Origin of the sequence: Citrobacter sp. CFNIH10 (genome assembly GCF_002934585.1) — a bacterium.
Taxonomy (GTDB): Bacteria; Pseudomonadota; Gammaproteobacteria; order Enterobacterales; family Enterobacteriaceae; genus Citrobacter_A; species Citrobacter_A amalonaticus.
The window spans coordinates 1,810,497-1,828,410 of record NZ_CP026216.1 but is presented as its reverse complement, the minus strand read 5'-3'; the positions used below and the strand labels follow the sequence as shown (position 1 = coordinate 1,828,410).

At 52.5% G+C, this 17,914-nt stretch carries 15 protein-coding genes; 12 read left to right on the top strand and 3 right to left on the bottom strand.

Annotated features, from left to right (window positions below; translation table 11 throughout):
* Positions 1-151 precede the first annotated feature (151 nt).
* The 7 genes from C2U53_RS12225 to adiA all read left to right on the top strand — a co-directional run bounded on the left by C2U53_RS12225 (position 152) and on the right by adiA (position 10,548).
* Positions 152-1,102, top strand: coding sequence for a nickel/cobalt transporter (locus tag C2U53_RS12225; protein ID WP_104445955.1), 951 nt, complete (start codon positions 152-154; stop codon positions 1,100-1,102).
* 121 nt (positions 1,103-1,223) lie between these two features.
* Complete coding sequence (locus tag C2U53_RS12220) at positions 1,224-2,855, top strand: sensor histidine kinase (protein WP_044264069.1); 1,632 nt, start codon at positions 1,224-1,226, stop codon at positions 2,853-2,855.
* Positions 2,852-3,571: a two-component system response regulator DcuR gene (gene dcuR / locus C2U53_RS12215; protein ID WP_042999101.1), complete on the top strand. Its 720-nt coding sequence runs from the start codon at positions 2,852-2,854 to the stop codon at positions 3,569-3,571. Before C2U53_RS12220 ends, dcuR begins: the two co-directional genes overlap by 4 nt.
* Positions 3,572-4,206: 635 nt before the next feature.
* A complete protein-coding gene (gene dcuB / locus C2U53_RS12210; protein ID WP_042999100.1) occupies positions 4,207-5,547 on the top strand; it encodes an anaerobic C4-dicarboxylate transporter DcuB in 1,341 nt (446 codons plus the stop codon).
* A 76-nt stretch (positions 5,548-5,623) separates the two neighbouring features.
* On the top strand, positions 5,624-7,270 hold the full coding sequence (fumB, locus tag C2U53_RS12205; protein WP_042999099.1) for a class I fumarate hydratase: 1,647 nt from the start codon (positions 5,624-5,626) through the stop codon (positions 7,268-7,270).
* Between the two features lie 144 nt (positions 7,271-7,414).
* Positions 7,415-8,050, top strand: coding sequence for a DUF2238 domain-containing protein (locus C2U53_RS12200; protein ID WP_042999098.1), 636 nt, complete (start codon positions 7,415-7,417; stop codon positions 8,048-8,050).
* 230 nt (positions 8,051-8,280) lie between these two features.
* A complete protein-coding gene (gene adiA, locus C2U53_RS12195) occupies positions 8,281-10,548 on the top strand; it encodes an arginine decarboxylase (RefSeq protein WP_104446885.1) in 2,268 nt (755 codons plus the stop codon).
* Between the two features lie 313 nt (positions 10,549-10,861).
* Here the strand turns inward: adiA and C2U53_RS30730 are convergent, their stop codons facing one another.
* Entirely contained in the window at positions 10,862-11,044 is a 183-nt protein-coding gene (locus tag C2U53_RS30730; RefSeq protein WP_371415062.1) for a hypothetical protein, read from the bottom strand.
* The gene (locus C2U53_RS12190; protein ID WP_000019445.1) at positions 11,026-12,006 is read right to left on the bottom strand and encodes an IS5-like element ISKpn26 family transposase; all 981 of its coding nucleotides are present in this window, start codon (positions 12,004-12,006) and stop codon (positions 11,026-11,028) included. The genes C2U53_RS30730 and C2U53_RS12190 overlap by 19 nt, the downstream gene beginning before the upstream one ends.
* A gap of 75 nt (positions 12,007-12,081) precedes the next feature.
* On the opposite strand from C2U53_RS12190, the gene C2U53_RS12185 reads away from it, so the two are divergent.
* The 5 genes from C2U53_RS12185 (at position 12,082) to pmrB (ending at position 17,808) form a co-directional block, all read left to right on the top strand.
* On the top strand, positions 12,082-12,843 hold the full coding sequence (locus C2U53_RS12185) for an AraC family transcriptional regulator (protein ID WP_042999096.1): 762 nt from the start codon (positions 12,082-12,084) through the stop codon (positions 12,841-12,843).
* A 128-nt stretch (positions 12,844-12,971) separates the two neighbouring features.
* Positions 12,972-14,309 (top strand): arginine/agmatine antiporter, encoded by a 1,338-nt coding sequence (gene adiC, locus C2U53_RS12180; protein ID WP_042999095.1) that lies wholly within the window; start codon positions 12,972-12,974, stop codon positions 14,307-14,309.
* 98 nt (positions 14,310-14,407) lie between these two features.
* Complete coding sequence (eptA, locus tag C2U53_RS12175; RefSeq protein ID WP_104445954.1) at positions 14,408-16,051, top strand: phosphoethanolamine transferase EptA; 1,644 nt, start codon at positions 14,408-14,410, stop codon at positions 16,049-16,051.
* Positions 16,048-16,722 (top strand): two-component system response regulator BasR, encoded by a 675-nt coding sequence (gene basR, locus C2U53_RS12170; protein ID WP_042999093.1) that lies wholly within the window; start codon positions 16,048-16,050, stop codon positions 16,720-16,722. The genes eptA and basR overlap by 4 nt, the downstream gene beginning before the upstream one ends.
* Complete coding sequence (pmrB, locus tag C2U53_RS12165; RefSeq protein ID WP_042999092.1) at positions 16,723-17,808, top strand: two-component system sensor histidine kinase PmrB; 1,086 nt, start codon at positions 16,723-16,725, stop codon at positions 17,806-17,808.
* Here the strand turns inward: pmrB and pmrR are convergent.
* The gene (gene pmrR / locus C2U53_RS12160) at positions 17,805-17,894 is read right to left on the bottom strand and encodes an LpxT activity modulator PmrR (protein ID WP_042999091.1); all 90 of its coding nucleotides are present in this window, start codon (positions 17,892-17,894) and stop codon (positions 17,805-17,807) included. The two genes, pmrB and pmrR, sit on opposite strands and share 4 nt — an antisense overlap.
* Between the last annotated feature and the right edge of the window lie 20 nt (positions 17,895-17,914).

Below are 17,914 nucleotides of genomic sequence, written 5' to 3'. Positions count from 1 at the left end.
TTCCTGGCGTTCAGGAACATATTACTTTTTATGCTAATTTAGCAATAATATGATTTTTTGTTATACAAAAAGAAGAAAGCCTTCTGCGTGAACTGAGTTCTTAACGTAAACGGGCTATACTGTTTCATCATCCCCATAGCCAGACTGAATCATGATCGTATCCGGACGCCATCCCTCTCTGCGCCTGTCGCTGGCAGGACTCCTGACGCTGACACTGTTTGGAAGCGGCTATACCCTGCATCTGCACTGGGGGGCGTTTATTCAGTGGTGTCTGGCGACGCAAATCACCCTGCATCGCTATCTGGTGATGTATCTGCTGCAGTTGAATAATCATCAGTACAGCGGCGGTTTCTGGTTACTGACGGGGGCGTTTCTGTACGGCGTACTGCATGCCATCGGACCGGGACACGGAAAGTTCATCGTGACGACCTATCTGAGTACCAATAAGGAAAGCCTGCTGGCTGCTCGGGTCGTGCCTTTTATTGGCAGCCTGATGCAAGGAGTCAGTGCGATCCTGTTTGTGTTTATCCTCGCGATTGGCTTTAACCTGGCAGCCGGCGATTTAAGCACCAGCCGATGGTACGTTGAAAAAATCAGCGCTGTGCTGATCGCCGGATTCGGCGCGTTTCTCATTTATCAGGCACTTAAATCCATACGCCCGATAACCTTCACCCGATTTACTCCCTTGCGCAGCCATGACGAGAAGTGCGGCTGCGGGCATCACGGCGTCGGGCAGACGCTGGTGGACGGTAACTGGAAAACCCGGCTGGGGGTGATTCTCGCCATCGGTGCCCGACCATGCAGCGGGGCAATCATGATCCTGCTGTTTTCCAATGCTCTCGGTATCGTCACCTGGGGCATTGCAGCGGTGATGACCATGTCCTTTGGCACTGCGCTGTCGATCATGGGCCTGTCTCTGGCGGTACGTTATGCCCGAAATCAGACACTCACATGGTTCGGTACAGGACATCCCGCTCTGAAATGGCTTGCGCCTGCAGCGAAAATAGTCGGCGGTGTGGTGCTGATCCTGTTTGCCACAATTCTGTTCTTAACGGTGATCCCGATTAGCGCCAACGGCGATTATATTGCCGCAGGTTGCTGACCCGACCTGCGTAATAATTATCCGATAATGGGACACCTGCCCCAGTGAATTTCCCTGCCACCTTTGAATTACGCGTCCCAATAGGGATAATATCCACACGAACTGTGAACCCGGGACCACCATGAGACACTCCCTGCCTTGTCGCAAGCTACGTGAACGGCCGATGAAACTCGGTACGACGGTGATACTGATGGTCAGCGCCGTGTTGTTTTCTGTCTTGCTGGTCGTCCATCTGTTCTACTTCTCACAAATCAGCCACATGACGCGTGATGCGCTGGCAGACAAAGCGCTGGCCGTTGCCCGGACGCTGGCAGACTCGCCGGAGATCCGTGCGGGGTTGATGAAAAAACCCGAGGATAGCGGGATTCAGGCGATTGCCGAAGCGGTGCGCAAGCGAAACGATATGCTGTTCATTGTTGTCACCGACATGAAAAGCCTGCGTTATTCTCATCCGGAAGCCCAACGCATCGGGCAACCATTTAAGGGCGACGATATTTTGCTGGCGCTGGATGGCAAAGAGAATATCGCCATCAACCGGGGCTTTCTCGCCCAGGCGCTGCGCGTTTTCACCCCCATTTATGACGACAATCACCACCAGATTGGGGTGGTGGCGATCGGTCTGGAACTGAGTCGGGTGACCGAACAGATTAACGACAGTCGCGGCAGCATCCTCTGGTCCGTACTTTTTGGCGTGCTGGTTGGCCTGCTGGGAACATGGGTGCTGGTGAAAGTGCTCAAACGCATCCTGTTTGGCCTGGAACCGTATGAAATTTCTACCCTGTTTGAACAGCGCCAGGCGATGCTGCAATCAATCAAAGAGGGGGTCATCGCCGTTGACGACAAAGGCGAAGTGACGTTAATCAACGAGGCCGCCCAGGAGTTGCTGGATTACCGTAAGTCACAGGATGACCCCCAGTTTTCCACGCTCAGCCATGCATGGTCGCAGGTGGTGGATCTCAGCGAAGTGCTGCGCGACGGTACGTCGCACCGCGACGAAGAGATCAACATCAAAGATCGGTTGCTGCTCATTAATACCGTCCCGGTTCGCAGCGACGGCAAGATTATTGGCGCGATCTCCACCTTCAGGGACAAAACGGAAGTTCGCCAGTTGATGCAGCGACTGGATGGCATGGTGAACTATGCCGACTCACTCCGTGAACGATCCCACGAATTCATGAATAAATTACATGTGATTCTGGGATTGTTACATCTGAAGAGTTATAAGCAGCTTGAAGACTATATTATTAAGACGGCAAACAACTATCAGGAAGAGATCGGCTCACTGTTAGGCAAAATTAGATCGCCGGTCATTGCTGGCTTTTTACTTAGTAAGATTAATCGCACATCCGATTCAGGGCACAAACTGGTGATTAGCCATGACAGCCAGGTACCGGACAGCGGCAATGAAGATCAAATTGCGGTATTGATTACCGCGCTCGGAAATCTGATTGAAAACGCGATCGACGCGTTAGCACAGCAGTCAGGAGGTGAGATCAGCGTCTCCTTATACTATCGCAATGGTTGGCTACATTGTGAAGTCAGTGACGATGGTCCCGGCATTGAACCGCACCGCCTTGACGCTATTTTTGATAAAGGCGTCTCGTCTAAAGGAACTGAACGCGGCGTTGGTTTAGCGCTTGTTAAACAACAAGTTGAAAGTCTTGGTGGCAATATTTTTGTGGAATCCGAACCTGGCGTTTTCACACAATTTTTTGTACAAATACCCTGGGATGGGGAGAGGGCCAGCACATGATCAATGTCTTTATTATCGATGACGACGCCATGGTCGCGGAGTTAAACCGCCGCTATGTCGCACAGATCCCCGGTTTTCAGTGCTGCGGAACCGCCTCAACGCTGGAAAAAGCCAAAGAGGTTATTTTTAATAGCGATGTTCAGATTGACCTGATTCTGCTGGATATTTACATGCAGAAAGAGAACGGGCTGGACCTGCTACCGCTTCTGCATGCCGCTGGCTGCAAAAGCGATGTCATTGTCATCTCTTCTGCCGCCGATGCCATGACGATCAAGGATTCGTTGCACTACGGCGTTGTAGATTACTTAATCAAGCCGTTTCAGGCCTCACGCTTTGAGGAAGCCCTCACCAGCTGGCTGCAAAAGAAAAGGGACATGGATAAGCACCAGTATTATGAGCAGTCAGAGCTGGACCAACTGATTCACGGCAATGCGTCCAGTGAGCAGGACACCCGCCGCCTGCCGAAAGGGTTGACGCCGCAGACGCTGCGCACGCTGTGTCAGTGGATCGATGCACATCAGGATTATGAGTTTTCAACCGATGAACTGGCAAATGCGGTGAATATTTCTCGCGTCTCCTGCCGCAAATATCTTATCTGGCTGGTCAACTGTCATATTCTGGTTACCAGCATCCATTATGGCGTTACGGGCAGGCCGGTTTACCGTTACCGTATTCAGGCAGAACATTATTCTTTACTTAAGCAATATTGTCAGTAGAAGATAAATCTTAACCTTGCATTATTTCGTTATATATTGGTAACAATTATTACAATAATGAAAAAATAAAAAGGTTAAGGTTACTTCCTGCAAATTCAGAAATTGTGCCAGATCAAATATAATTGCATCATTCCACATTTTTCAATGCGTTATTATTATCCGACACGCCATTGTTTTTAATTTCAAAAACGCTAACAAAAGTTAATAAAGTATTATCCCCTGCGCAGAGTGTGTATTTTTAATCACAAAGGAGTAGTCTGGAAATAACCGGACGGATTAACAAAAACGATAAACGGTAGCAACGGAGCTCATGCTACATCTTAAGGATAAGCACACTCTGTGAGCAGATGATATGTTCATGTTTTTCATAAAGATACAAAAAATAGCCCGAACCTGCCTCTGCTCTTCTTTTTCAACACTGCCCATCGCCAGAGAGTCGTGCTCTCTGAAAACAGCCTGAAAAAAACGATAAGAGTTTTCCTGTCCTTAGGAATAACGTTATTCGATGTTTAAAAACTAATCGCACTTTCAGACGAAACGAATATTAGCCAGGCTCTGCGCCCATTACACAAAAAACAGAACATGGCTGTGATCCATTTATCAAAATTGACTGGTTTTATCGCGAGGGTAAATAAATGCTATTTAGTATACAACTTCTCATAATATTAATATGTTTGTTTTATGGTGCCAGAAAGGGCGGTATCGCGCTGGGTTTGTTAGGCGGTATCGGCCTGGTCATTCTGGTGTTCGTTTTCCACCTCCAGCCGGGTAAACCACCGGTTGACGTCATGCTGGTGATCATCGCCGTGGTCGCGGCCTCAGCAACGCTACAGGCCTCAGGCGGTCTGGATGTGATGTTGCAGATCGCAGAGAAACTGCTGCGCCGCAACCCGAAATATGTCTCTATCGTTGCCCCGTTCGTGACCTGTACCCTGACTATCCTGTGCGGTACCGGCCACGTGGTCTACACGATTCTGCCCATCATTTACGACGTGGCGATTAAAAATAACATCCGCCCGGAACGTCCGATGGCCGCCAGCTCCATCGGCGCACAAATGGGGATCATTGCAAGTCCGGTATCGGTGGCGGTGGTTTCTCTGGTTGCCATGCTGGGTAATGTGACGTTTGAAGGCAAACACCTCGAATTCCTCGACCTGCTGGCGATCACTATCCCGTCCACGCTGATTGGTATTCTGGCTATCGGTATTTTCAGCTGGTTCCGTGGTAAAGATCTGGATAAAGATGAAGACTTCCAGAAATTCATCTCCGTACCGGAAAACCATCACTACGTGTATGGCGATACCGCTACACTGCTGGACAAAAAGCTGCCGAAAAGCAACTGGCTTGCGATGTGGATCTTCCTTGCCGCCATTGCTGTCGTCGCTATCCTGGGTGCCTTCTCTGAACTTCGCCCTTCATTCGGTGGCAAAGCGCTGTCGATGGTGCTGGTTATCCAGATGTTCATGCTGCTGACCGGCGCGTTGATTATTATTCTGACCAAAACCAATCCCGCTTCAATCTCTAAAAACGAAGTCTTCCGTTCAGGTATGATCGCGATTGTGGCGGTGTACGGTATCGCCTGGATGGCGGAAACCATGTTCGGCGCGCACATGACAGAAATCGAAGGTGTGCTGGGTAACATGGTGAAAGAGTATCCGTGGGCCTATGCGATTGTTCTGCTGCTGGTGTCTAAATTCGTTAACTCTCAGGCAGCGGCGCTGGCGGCTATCGTTCCGGTCGCGCTGGCGATTGGCGTTGACCCGGCCTACATCGTGGCGTCTGCCCCGGCGTGCTACGGCTACTACATTCTGCCGACCTATCCGAGCGATCTGGCCGCCATTCAGTTCGACCGTTCAGGAACCACCCGCATTGGTCGCTTCGTCATCAACCACAGCTTTATTCTCCCGGGTTTGATTGGCGTGAGCGTCTCCTGCGTCTTTGGCTGGATCTTTGCTGCCATGTACGGATTCCTGTAAAGGTCTCCCGCGTGCCGTCCGTCACCGGGCGGCACGTCACTTATGATATTAAAAGAAATCAATAGGCTGGAAGCACATGTCAAATAAAGCGTTCTTCTATCAGGCACCTTTCCCGATGGGGAAAGACGAAACAGAGTACTACCTGCTCACTTCCGATTATGTCAGCGTGAGTGAGTTTGAAGGTGAGTCCATACTGAAGGTTGAGCCGCAAGCCCTGACGCTGCTGGCGCAACAAGCCTTTCACGATGCCTCCTTCATGCTCCGCCCCGAACATCAGCAACAAGTCGCCTCCATTCTTCATGACCCCGAAGCCAGCGAAAACGATAAATACGTTGCCCTGCAATTCCTGAGAAACTCTGAAATCGCCGCCAAAGGCATTCTGCCGACCTGTCAGGATACCGGCACGGCCATTATCATGGGGAAAAAAGGCCAGCGTGTCTGGACTGGTGGCGGTGATGAAGCGGCGCTGTCAAAAGGGGTGTACAACACCTACATCGAAGACAATCTGCGCTATTCGCAAAACGCCGCGCTGGATATGTACAAAGAGGTGAATACCGGTACCAACCTGCCGGCACAGATCGACCTCTACACCGTCGATGGTGATGAGTATAAATTCCTGTGCGTAGCGAAAGGCGGCGGTTCCGCCAACAAAACTTACCTGTACCAGGAAACCAAAGCGCTGCTCACCCCGGGCAAGCTGAAAAACTTCCTCGTTGAGAAAATGCGGACGCTGGGAACAGCAGCCTGCCCGCCGTACCATATCGCCTTTGTGATTGGCGGCACTTCTGCAGAAAGCACGCTAAAAACCGTGAAGCTCGCCAGCACGCATTACTACGATGCGCTGCCGACCGAAGGCAACGAGCACGGTCAGGCGTTCCGTGATACACAACTGGAACAGGAACTGCTGGAAGAGGCACAAAAACTCGGTCTTGGCGCGCAGTTTGGCGGTAAATATTTCGCCCACGATATCCGCGTGATCCGCCTGCCGCGTCACGGTGCCTCCTGTCCGGTCGGCATGGGCGTTTCCTGCTCGGCGGATCGTAACATCAAAGCCAAAATCAACCGCGAAGGGATTTGGATCGAAAAACTGGAGCACAACCCAGGCCAGTACATCCCGGAAGCGTTGCGTCAGGCCGGTGAAGGCGAAGTGGTGAAAGTTGACCTCAACCGCCCGATGAAAGAGATCCTGGCACAGCTTTCACAGTACCCGGTTTCCACCCGTCTGTCGCTGACCGGAACCATTATCGTCGGTCGTGATATTGCGCATGCGAAGCTGAAAGAACGTATCGACTCTGGCGAAGGGTTGCCGCAGTACATTAAAGATCACCCGATCTACTACGCCGGTCCGGCAAAAACACCGGCGGGCTATCCTTCAGGCTCATTAGGACCGACCACCGCAGGCCGCATGGACTCCTATGTTGATCTCCTGCAATCGCACGGCGGCAGCATGATCATGCTGGCAAAAGGCAATCGCAGCCAACAGGTGACCGATGCCTGCCATAAACACGGCGGCTTCTATCTGGGCAGCATTGGCGGCCCGGCAGCGGTTCTGGCGCAGCAGAGTATCAAGCATCTGGAATGCGTTGAGTATCCGGAACTGGGTATGGAAGCGATCTGGAAAATTGAAGTGGAAGATTTCCCGGCGTTCATCCTGGTCGATGACAAAGGCAACGATTTCTTCCAGCAGATAGTGAACAAGCAGTGCGCTAACTGCACGAAATAACCTCTTCGGCCCGGCACCGGACTGCTCTCAACGTTTGAAGGCAGTCCGGTGATCCCCCCGGGCCACCTTTTCCCGTCATGGCTGACATTGAATTTTCGACCACTTCGGTGAATAGTAGCCTTTTCCATCACTTGCGAAATCACCATGATCCGCACATTAAACCCCACCCTGCTGAATATCGGCGCACTGATCCTGACGCTTATCCTGATCTACACTGGCTTCTCGGCAGGTGAGAAAACCACCTGGCTGATGGAAGTTACGCCGGTCATTATTGTGATACCGCTGCTGCTGACAACCGCAAAGCGCTACCCGCTCACTCCTCTGCTTTATACCCTGATTTTTTTCCACGCCATCATCCTGATGGTGGGCGGTATGTACACCTATGCCAAAGTCCCTGTGGGCTTTGAAGTGCAGGAGTGGCTGGGCTTAAGCCGAAATCCGTATGATAAGCTCGGCCATTTCTTCCAGGGCCTGGTTCCGGCACTGGTGGCGCGCGAAATTCTGCTACGCACAAAGAGTGTTCGCAGCGGTAAGATGCTGGCATTTCTGGTTTGCTGCGTGGCGCTGGCGATCAGTGCCACCTATGAGTTAATTGAATGGTGGGCCGCGCTGGCGATGGGACAGGGCGCGGACGATTTCCTTGGCACGCAGGGCGACCCGTGGGATACCCAGTCAGACATGTTCTGCGCGTTGCTGGGTTCATTAACTACGGTAACGTTGCTGGCGGGAGTGCATAGCCGTCAGTTGCAGCGCTATGGATTAACGCCCCCCGACGCATAACGTATTTATCTGCCGGAGGCATACACAGGCTCCGGCGATATCACTATCAGCTCAAAAAATAATTCAGCTGTCGATAAACCATCGCCAAAAACGGCTGGCAAATCACTTTAATCCATTGTTTATAAACAATTATTGATGAATCCCCGTCGTTTCGCGCCCTCTTTACACCTTTTTTAGTCAGGATAATACTTGCCCGCATCACAGATTCCTCCACAACCGGGTAAGAGATGATGAAAGTATTAATTGTTGAAAGTGAATTTCTGCATCAGGACACCTGGGTTGGCAAGGCCGTGGAACGTCTGGCAGACGCCTTAAGTCGGCAAAATGTTACCGTCATTAAGTCCACGTCTTTCGACGACGGCTACGCCATCCTGTCGGCAAACGAAGCCATTGATTGCCTGATGTTCAGCTATCAAATGGAACAGCCTGATGAACATCAAAATGTCAGAGAACTGATCGGTAAGCTTCATGAGCGCCAGCAAAATGTGCCGGTCTTTCTGTTAGGTGACAGAGAGAAAGCCACCGCCTCGCTGGACCGCGATATGCTGGAGCTTGTCGATGAGTTCGCCTGGATCCTCGAAGACACCGCTGACTTTATCGCGGGGCGCGCGGTCGCCGCCATGACCCGTTATCGTCAGCAACTGCTGCCGCCGCTGTTTAGTGCGCTGATGAAATATAGCGATATCCACGAATACTCCTGGGCTGCACCGGGCCACCAGGGCGGCGTTGGTTTTACCAAAACGCCTGCCGGCCGCTTCTATCATGATTATTACGGCGAAAACCTGTTCCGCAGCGACATGGGGATTGAACGTGCTTCGCTGGGTTCTCTGCTTGATCACACCGGGGCCTTTGGCGAAAGCGAAAAATATGCTGCACGGGTCTTTGGCGCAGACCGTTCCTGGTCCGTCGTGGTCGGGACATCCGGCTCCAACCGCACCATCATGCAGGCCTGTATGACCGATAACGATGTGGTGGTGTTGGACCGTAACTGCCATAAATCGATTGAACAGGGGTTGATCCTGACCGGGGCGAAACCGGTGTATATGGTGCCCAGCCGTAACCGCTACGGCATCATTGGCCCTATCTACCCACAGGAAATGCAGCCGGAAACCTTACAGAAAAAAATCAGCGAAAGCCCGCTGACCAAAGAGAAGACAGGACAAAAACCGTCTTATAGCGTGGTGACCAACTGTACCTACGACGGTGTCTGCTATAACGCGAAATCCGCACAGGCGTTACTGGCGCAAACTACCGACCGCATTCACTTCGACGAAGCCTGGTACGGCTACGCCCGCTTTAACCCGATTTACGCCGACCACTATGCGATGCGCGGTGAACCGGGCGATCACAGTGGTCCTACCGTTTTTGCCACCCACTCTACGCACAAACTGCTGAACGCCCTCTCTCAGGCGTCTTACATCCATGTGCGTGAAGGTCGCGGCGCGGTGAATTTTTCCCGCTTCAATCAGGCGTACATGATGCATGCCACCACCTCGCCGTTGTATGCCATCTGCGCATCCAACGATGTGGCGGTGTCCATGATGGACGGCAACAGCGGCCTGTCGCTGACTCAGGAAGTGATCGACGAAGCCATCGACTTCCGCCAGGCCATGGCGCGTCTGTATAAAGAGTTCAGCGCCGACGGCGACTGGTTCTTCAAGCCGTGGAACAAAGAAGTGGTCACCGATCCGCAGACCGGGAAAACATTCGATTTTGCTGACGCACCGGCGAAACTGCTGGCAACAGACCAGAACTGCTGGGTGATGCGTCCGGGCGAATCCTGGCACGGCTTTAAAGACTTACCCGATAACTGGAGCATGCTTGACCCGATCAAGGTCAGCATTCTCGCACCGGGGATGGGTGACGACGGCGAACTGGAAGAGACGGGGGTGCCTGCCGCGCTGGTCACCGCCTGGCTTGGACGTCACGGAATCGTGCCAACCCGCACCACCGATTTCCAGATCATGTTCCTGTTCTCAATGGGCATCACCCGTGGGAAATGGGGAACCCTGATCAACACCCTGTGCTCATTTAAACATCACTACGATGCCAACACCCCACTGGCGCAGGTCATGCCGGAACTGGTCGACGAACACCCTGAAACCTACGCCAATATGGGCATTCACGACCTGGGCGATCGGATGTTCGCCTGGCTGCGGGAAAACAACCCAGGCGCGAAACTCAACGCCGCCTATTCCGGCCTGCCGGTTGCCGCAATGACGCCGCGTGAAGCCTATAACGCTATCGTTAACGACAACATCGAAATGGTGGCCATTGATAAACTGCCGGGTCGCATTGCAGCAAACTCGGTGATCCCTTATCCGCCGGGAATTCCGATGCTGCTTTCCGGCGAGAACTTCGGTGATGAAAACAGTCCGCAGGTGGGCTATCTCCGCGCCCTGCAATCCTGGGATCACCACTTCCCTGGTTTCGAACATGAAACCGAAGGCACTGAAATCATTGATGGCGTCTATCACGTAATGTGCGTGAAAGCGTAAATCAATTCCGACGACTGCGTCATGACATGACCACCCTGACGCAGCCTGGTTTAGGCCGTAGGGTTATGACGAGCGTTTCCTGAGTATTGCTGAGAAAAACTACCATTGTCATACCTTTTTGCGCGGGTGCTCCCCGCGCTTTTTTTATCCCTTATGCATGGTTTCCACCGCGTAAAAGTTTCTGTACATAGCAATTATCTGTCGCCTATTGTATTTCCAGACAAAACCATTATTTTAATGCGGACTTCATTCGTCATACAAATCTAAATATCTGCTTTATCTCTCCCCTTTGGCGAGAAAGGATATTTTATGTTCATATTCGGGAGTTAGGGAAGGTGCGAATAAGCAGGTCATTTCTTCCCAAGCTGACTCGCTGATTAAAATTTCGCGGATCTGGGCCGATTTTTTTCCCGCAAACACATCGAATCAGCCTATTTAGGCTATTTTTTCCACCATTTCTGGCGTTATTTCCGGTTTTTACTGAGATCTCTCCCACTGACGTATCATTTGGTCCACCCGAAACAGGTTGGCCAGGGTGAATAACATCGCCAGTTGGTTATCGTTTTTCAGCAGCCCCTTGTATCTGGCTTTCACGAAGCCGAACTGCCGCTTGATGATGCGAAACGGGTGCTCCACCCTGGCACGGATGCTGGCTTTCATGTATTCGATGTTGATGGCCGTTTTGTTCTTGCGCGGATGCTGCTTCAAGGTTTTTACCTTGCCGGGACGCTCGGCGATCAGCCAGTCCACATCCACCTCGGCCAGCTCCTCGCGCTGTGGCGCTCCTTGGTAGCCGGCATCGGCTGAGACAAATTGCTCCTCTCCATGAAGCAGATTACCCAGCTGATTGAGGTCATGCTCGTTGGCCGCGGTGGTGACTAGGCTGTGGGTCAGGCCACTCTTGGCATCGACACCAATGTGGGCCTTCATGCCAAAGTGCCACTGATTGCCTTTCTTGGTCTGATGCATCTCCGGATCGCGTTGCTGCTCTTTGTTCTTGGTAGAGCTGGGTGCCTCAATGATGGTGGCATCCACCAAAGTGCCTTGGGTCATCATGACGCCTGCTTCGGCCAGCCAGCGATTGATGGTCTTGAACAATTGACGGGCCAGTTGATGCTGCTCGAGCAGGTGGCGGAAATTCATGATGGTGGTGCGATCCGGCAGGGCGCTATCCAGGGATAATCGGGCAAACAGGCGCATGGAGGCGATTTCGTACAGAGCATCTTCCATGGCACCGTCGCTCAGGTTGTACCAATGCTGCATGCAGTGAATACGCAGCATGGTCTCCAGCGGATAGGGCCGTCGGCCATTGCCCGCCTTGGGATAAAACGGCTCGATGACAGCGGTCATATTCTGCCATGGCAGAATCTGCTCCATGCGGGAGAGGAAAATCTCTTTTCGGGTCTGACGGCGCTTAGTGCTGAATTCACTATCGGCGAAGGTGAGTTGATGGCTCATGATGTCCCTCTGGGATGCGCTCCGGATGAATATGATGATCTCATATCAGGAACTTGTTCGCACCTTCCTTAGGGTATGAGAATTTTCAGCAATAATCCTTGCATTGTCGTGTTAACCGAAAAAGACGTTTGGCTACGAGTAAACGGTAAAGAGGCTATCAATTTAAAAGCGAATCATATGGCACTCATCGCCTGTGAAAACAATATCATCGACATCTCATCGATTAATAACGCACTGGTCGCACATATTAGCCGAGATATAATTAAAGATTATCTTCGCTTTTTAAATAAAGATCTTTCAAATATTCCACTCTGGCAACGGAGTTCCTCACCGGTATTAACCGCTGAATGTGTGACCCCCGATGTCTTCCGGGTGGCAGCACAACACAGCATTGCGCATACCGACAGCCCTGGCGAAGAAGAACGTACACGCTGCCTGTTGTTCGCCGTGTTATCCCGCTTTCTCGACAGTAAGAAGTTTTTGTCCCTGCTGATGTTTATGTTGCGAAACCGAGTCAGCGACAGCGTTTACCATATTATCGAGAGTGACATTCATAAAGCGTGGAATCTTAATCAGGTCGCCCGTTGTCTCTGTCTGAGTCCGAGTTTGCTAAAGAAGAAACTCAAAAGCGAAAATACCAGCTACAGTCAAATCATCACCACTTGCCGCATGCGCTACGCCGTTAATCAACTTCTGATGGATGGCAAGAATATATCCCAGGTCTCCGAACTGTGTGGTTATAACAGTACATCTTACTTTATCTCTGTGTTCAAAGAGTATTATGGCATGACCCCGCTACATTATGTCAGCCAGTTTAAAGACCGTACGGCAGCGTGATTTTTGAGCATTTTGTAATGAGCTACGATAATATCAGCATTAGCGATAACCCACGTCGCACATAATTCAACCGACACCTGAAGGCGTATTATGAGACATCATTTATTGTTCCCTTCAGGAGATTAATTATGTCCTCGGATGCTGATGCTCACAAAGTGGGCTTAATCCCCGTCACCTTAATGGTGTCGGGGAATATCATGGGTTCAGGGGTTTTCCTGCTCCCTGCGAACCTGGCCGCCACCGGCGGGATTGCAATCTACGGATGGTTAGTCACGATTATCGGCGCGCTGGCGCTGTCGATGGTCTACGCAAAAATGTCGTCCTTAGATCCCAGTCCCGGCGGTTCTTACGCGTATGCTCGTCGTTGCTTTGGGCCGTTCCTCGGTTACCAGACCAACGTGCTGTACTGGCTGGCCTGCTGGATCGGTAACATCGCGATGGTGGTTATCGGCGTCGGTTACCTGAGCTACTTCTTCCCCATTCTGAAAGATCCGCTGGTGCTGACCCTGACCTGCGTGGTGGTGCTGTGGATCTTCGTTCTGCTCAATATTGTCGGTCCGAAAATGATCACCCGCGTTCAGGCCGTCGCCACCGTGCTGGCGCTGGTCCCCATCGTCGGTATCGCGGTGTTTGGCTGGTTCTGGTTCCGTGGCGAAACCTACATGGCGGCCTGGAACGTGAGCGGCATGAACACCTTCGGCGCGATTCAGAGCACCCTTAACGTCACCCTGTGGTCATTCATCGGGGTCGAAAGTGCCTCGGTAGCGGCAGGGGTGGTCAAAAACCCGAAACGCAATGTGCCGATTGCCACCATTGGCGGGGTGCTGATCGCGGCTGTGTGCTACGTGCTCTCCACCACCGCCATCATGGGGATGATCCCTAACGCCGCGCTGCGCGTCTCCGCTTCACCGTTCGGTGATGCGGCACGTATGGCGCTGGGTAACACCGCCGGCGCGATTGTCTCCTTCTGCGCGGCAGCAGGCTGTTTAGGTTCGCTGGGCGGCTGGACGCTGCTGGCCGGACAGACCGCGAAAGCCGCCGCCGATGACGGTCTGTTCCCACCGATTTTTGCCCGTGTAAATAAGGCGGGCACACCGGTTGCCGGGCTGATTATTGTCGGGATTCTGATGACTATCTTCCAGTTCAGCAGTATGTCGCCGAACGCCGCGAAAGAGTTTGGTCTCGTCTCTTCAGTGTCCGTCATCTTTACGCTGGTGCCGTATTTGTACACCTGTGCCGCGCTGCTGCTGCTCGGTCACGGACACTTCGGCAAAGCGCGTCCGCTCTATCTGCTGGTAACCTTTGTGGCCTTTATTTACTGCATCTGGGCAGTGGTGGGGTCCGGCGCGAAAGAGGTGATGTGGTCATTCGTGACCCTGATGATCATCACCGCGCTGTACGCCCTGAACTACAACCGGATCCACAAAAACCCCTTCCCACTGGATGCGCCGGTTAACCGCAGTTAATCCCCTCTTTTACACGATGAAGCCAACCTTAAGTTCTTAAGGTTGGCTTAACTTTACTTTGCGAGGATCTGCGCTAATTAGTCTACGGAAGCTCCACCATGTTAAAGCGCATTGTCAAAAGACCTCTTCTCAGCCTGCTGGCCTGGTTACTACTGGTTTCATTCTATTTGTCTGTTTGTCTGAACATCGCGTTCTACAAACAGGTTGTGCAGGATCTGCCGCTGGATTCTCTGCGTAACATCCTGGTCTTCTTGTCGATGCCGGTCGTGGCGTTCAGCGTCATGAATATTGTCCTGACGCTGGCCTCTTTCCTGTGGCTGAACCGCCTGCTGGCCTGCCTGTTTATTCTAATGTCCGCGTCGGCGCAGTATTTCATCATGACCTACGGCATCATCATTGACCGCTCAATGATTGCCAATATGGTGGATACGACGCCTGCCGAAACGTTCGCCCTGATGACGCCGCGAATGGTGCTCACGCTCGGTCTTAGCGGCATTGTGGCGGCCATCGTTGCCTGCTGGATTAAAATCAAACCGACCACGCCTGTCCTGCGCAGCGTGCTGTATCGCGCTGCCAACGTGCTGGTATCCGTGTTATTGATCGTGCTGGTGGCGGCCTTTTTCTATAAAGATTACGCCTCACTGTTTCGCAACAATAAAGAACTGGTCAAAGCTCTCAGCCCGTCTAACGGCATTGTCGCCAGCTGGTCATGGTACTCCCATCAGCGCCTCGCGCACCTGCCGCTGGTACGCATCGGGGAAGACGCCCATCGTAATCCGGTGATGCAGCAAGAGAAGCGCAAAAATCTGACTATCCTGATCGTCGGTGAAACCTCACGTGGCGAAAACTACTCGCTCGGCGGCTACTCCCGCGAAACCAATCCGCTATTGGCAAAAGATAATGTGGTTTACTTCCCGCGCACCACGTCGTGTGGTACCGCCACGGCGGTCTCTGTACCATGCATGTTCTCTAACATGCCGCGTAAGCATTACGACGAAGAGCTGGCGCAGCATCAGGAAGGGATGCTCGATATTATCCAGCGCGCGGGCGTTAACGTACTGTGGAATGACAACGATGGCGGCTGTAAAGGCGCCTGCGACCGCGTGCCGCATCAGAATATGACGGCGTTAAACCTGAAAGGGGAATGCATCGACGGCGAATGCTATGACGAGGTTCTGTTCCACGGTCTGGAAGAGTACATCAACAACCTGCAAGGTGACGGGGTGATTGTACTGCATACCATCGGCAGCCACGGCCCGACCTACTACAACCGCTACCCGCCGCAGTTCAGGAAATTTACCCCAACCTGCGATACCAATGAAATCCAGACCTGTTCACAGGAACAATTAGTGAACACGTACGATAATACCGTGCTGTATGTCGACTATATTGTTGATAAAACAATTAATCTTCTGAAAGCGCATCAGGATAAATTTACCACCAGCCTGGTGTATCTTTCCGACCACGGCGAGTCGCTGGGTGAAAACGGCGTTTATCTGCACGGCCTGCCGTATGCCATTGCGCCAGACTCCCAGAAGCATGTGCCGATGCTGCTGTGGCTGTCAGAGGATTATCAGCAGCGCTATCAGGTTGATGCCAGTTGCCTGCAAAAACAGGCGCGTACTCAGGATTACTCGCAGGACAATCTTTTCTCGACCATGCTGGGACTGACCGGCGTACAGACCACGCAATATCAGGCCGCAGATGATATTCTGCAGCCCTGCAGGAGAACCACGCAATGAAAATACTGATTGTTGAAGACGATACGCTGCTTTTGCAGGGCCTGATTCTGGCGGCACAAACCGAAGGGTACGCCTGCGATGGCGTGTCGACCGCCCGTGCGGCTGAGCAATGTCTGGAAACCGGTCATTACAGTCTGGTGGTGCTGGACCTCGGCCTGCCTGACGAAGATGGCCTGCATTTTCTTGCTCGCATCCGGCAGAAAAAATATACCCTGCCGGTGCTGATCCTTACTGCGCGGGACACGCTCGGCGATAAGATTTCCGGGCTGGACGTCGGGGCCGACGATTATCTGGTGAAACCTTTTGCGCTGGAAGAGCTGCACGCCCGGATCCGCGCGCTGCTGCGTCGTCACAATAACCAGGGCGAGAGTGAACTGGTCGTCGGCAACCTGACGCTGAACATGGGCCGTCGACAGGTGTGGAAAGAGGGAGAAGAGTTAATTCTCACCCCTAAAGAGTACGCGTTGCTGTCGCGTCTGATGCTGAAATCAGGAAGCCCGGTGCACCGGGAAATTCTCTATAACGACATCTATAACTGGGATAACGAACCGTCTACCAATACCCTGGAAGTGCATATCCATAACCTGCGCGATAAAGTGGGCAAATCCCGTATTCGTACCGTGCGCGGCTTTGGCTACATGCTGGTGGCGACCGCGACTGAGGAAAGCTAATTGAATCTGAAGCGTTTTCTACGCCAGCCCATGACCCTGCGTCGGCGGCTGATGATCACCATCGGCATGATTTTGCTGGTTTTCCAGCTCATCAGCACCTTCTGGCTCTGGCATGAAAGCACTGAGCAGATCCAGCTGTTTGAACAGGCGCTGCGGGATAACCGCAATAACGATCGCCACATCATGCATGAAATCCGCGAGGCGGTCGCCAGTCTGATCGTCCCCAGCCTGTTTATGGTGGGGTTAACGCTGTTCATCTGCTATCAGGCCGTTCGCCGCATTACCCGTCCGCTCGCCAACCTGCAACACGAATTAGAAACCCGCACGGCGGATAATCTCTCCCCTATCGACATTCACAGCTCAACGGTCGAAATTGAAGCGGTCGTTTCGGCGCTCAACCAGTTGGTCAATCGACTGACCACGACCATCGAAAACGAGCGTCTGTTTACCGCCGACGTGGCGCACGAACTGCGAACACCGCTATCGGGCGTCCGTTTGCATCTGGAACTGCTGTCAAAAGCGCATCACGTGGATGTCGCGCCGCTGCTGGGTCGTCTTGATCAAATGATGGACAGCGTCTCGCAGCTTTTACAACTCGCCCGCGTGGGTCAGTCTTTTTCATCGGGAAATTATCAGCATGTCAGATTGCTGGAAGATGTGATCCTGCCGTCTTACGATGAGCTGAGCACGATGCTGGAACAGCGCGAACAGACACTCCTGCTGCCTGACAGTCAGGACGATGCGGCTGTTCAGGGCGACGCGACGCTGCTGCGGATGCTGCTGCGTAATCTGGTGGAAAATGCCCATCGCTACAGTCCGGAAGGCACCACCATCGCCATTACGCTGAACGTTGATGACGAAGCAACAATGACAATGGCGGTAGAAGATGAAGGACCGGGGATCGATGAAAGCAAGTGCGGCGAACTCAGCAAAGCCTTCGTCCGCATGGACAGCCGTTACGGTGGAATCGGTCTGGGGTTAAGCATCGTCAGCCGCATTACGCAGCTGCACCACGGGCAGTTTTTCCTGCAAAATCGCAGTGGAACCACCGGAACCCGCGCCTCGGTGCTGTTGAAGAAGGTTTAGTAGGTTGAGACCCAAATGTACAGGAAGCTACTGACAATCAGTACGCTGAATACGGTCGTGACACTTTCATAAATACGCTGTTTCATCACACTCTCCTCCAGGGTAT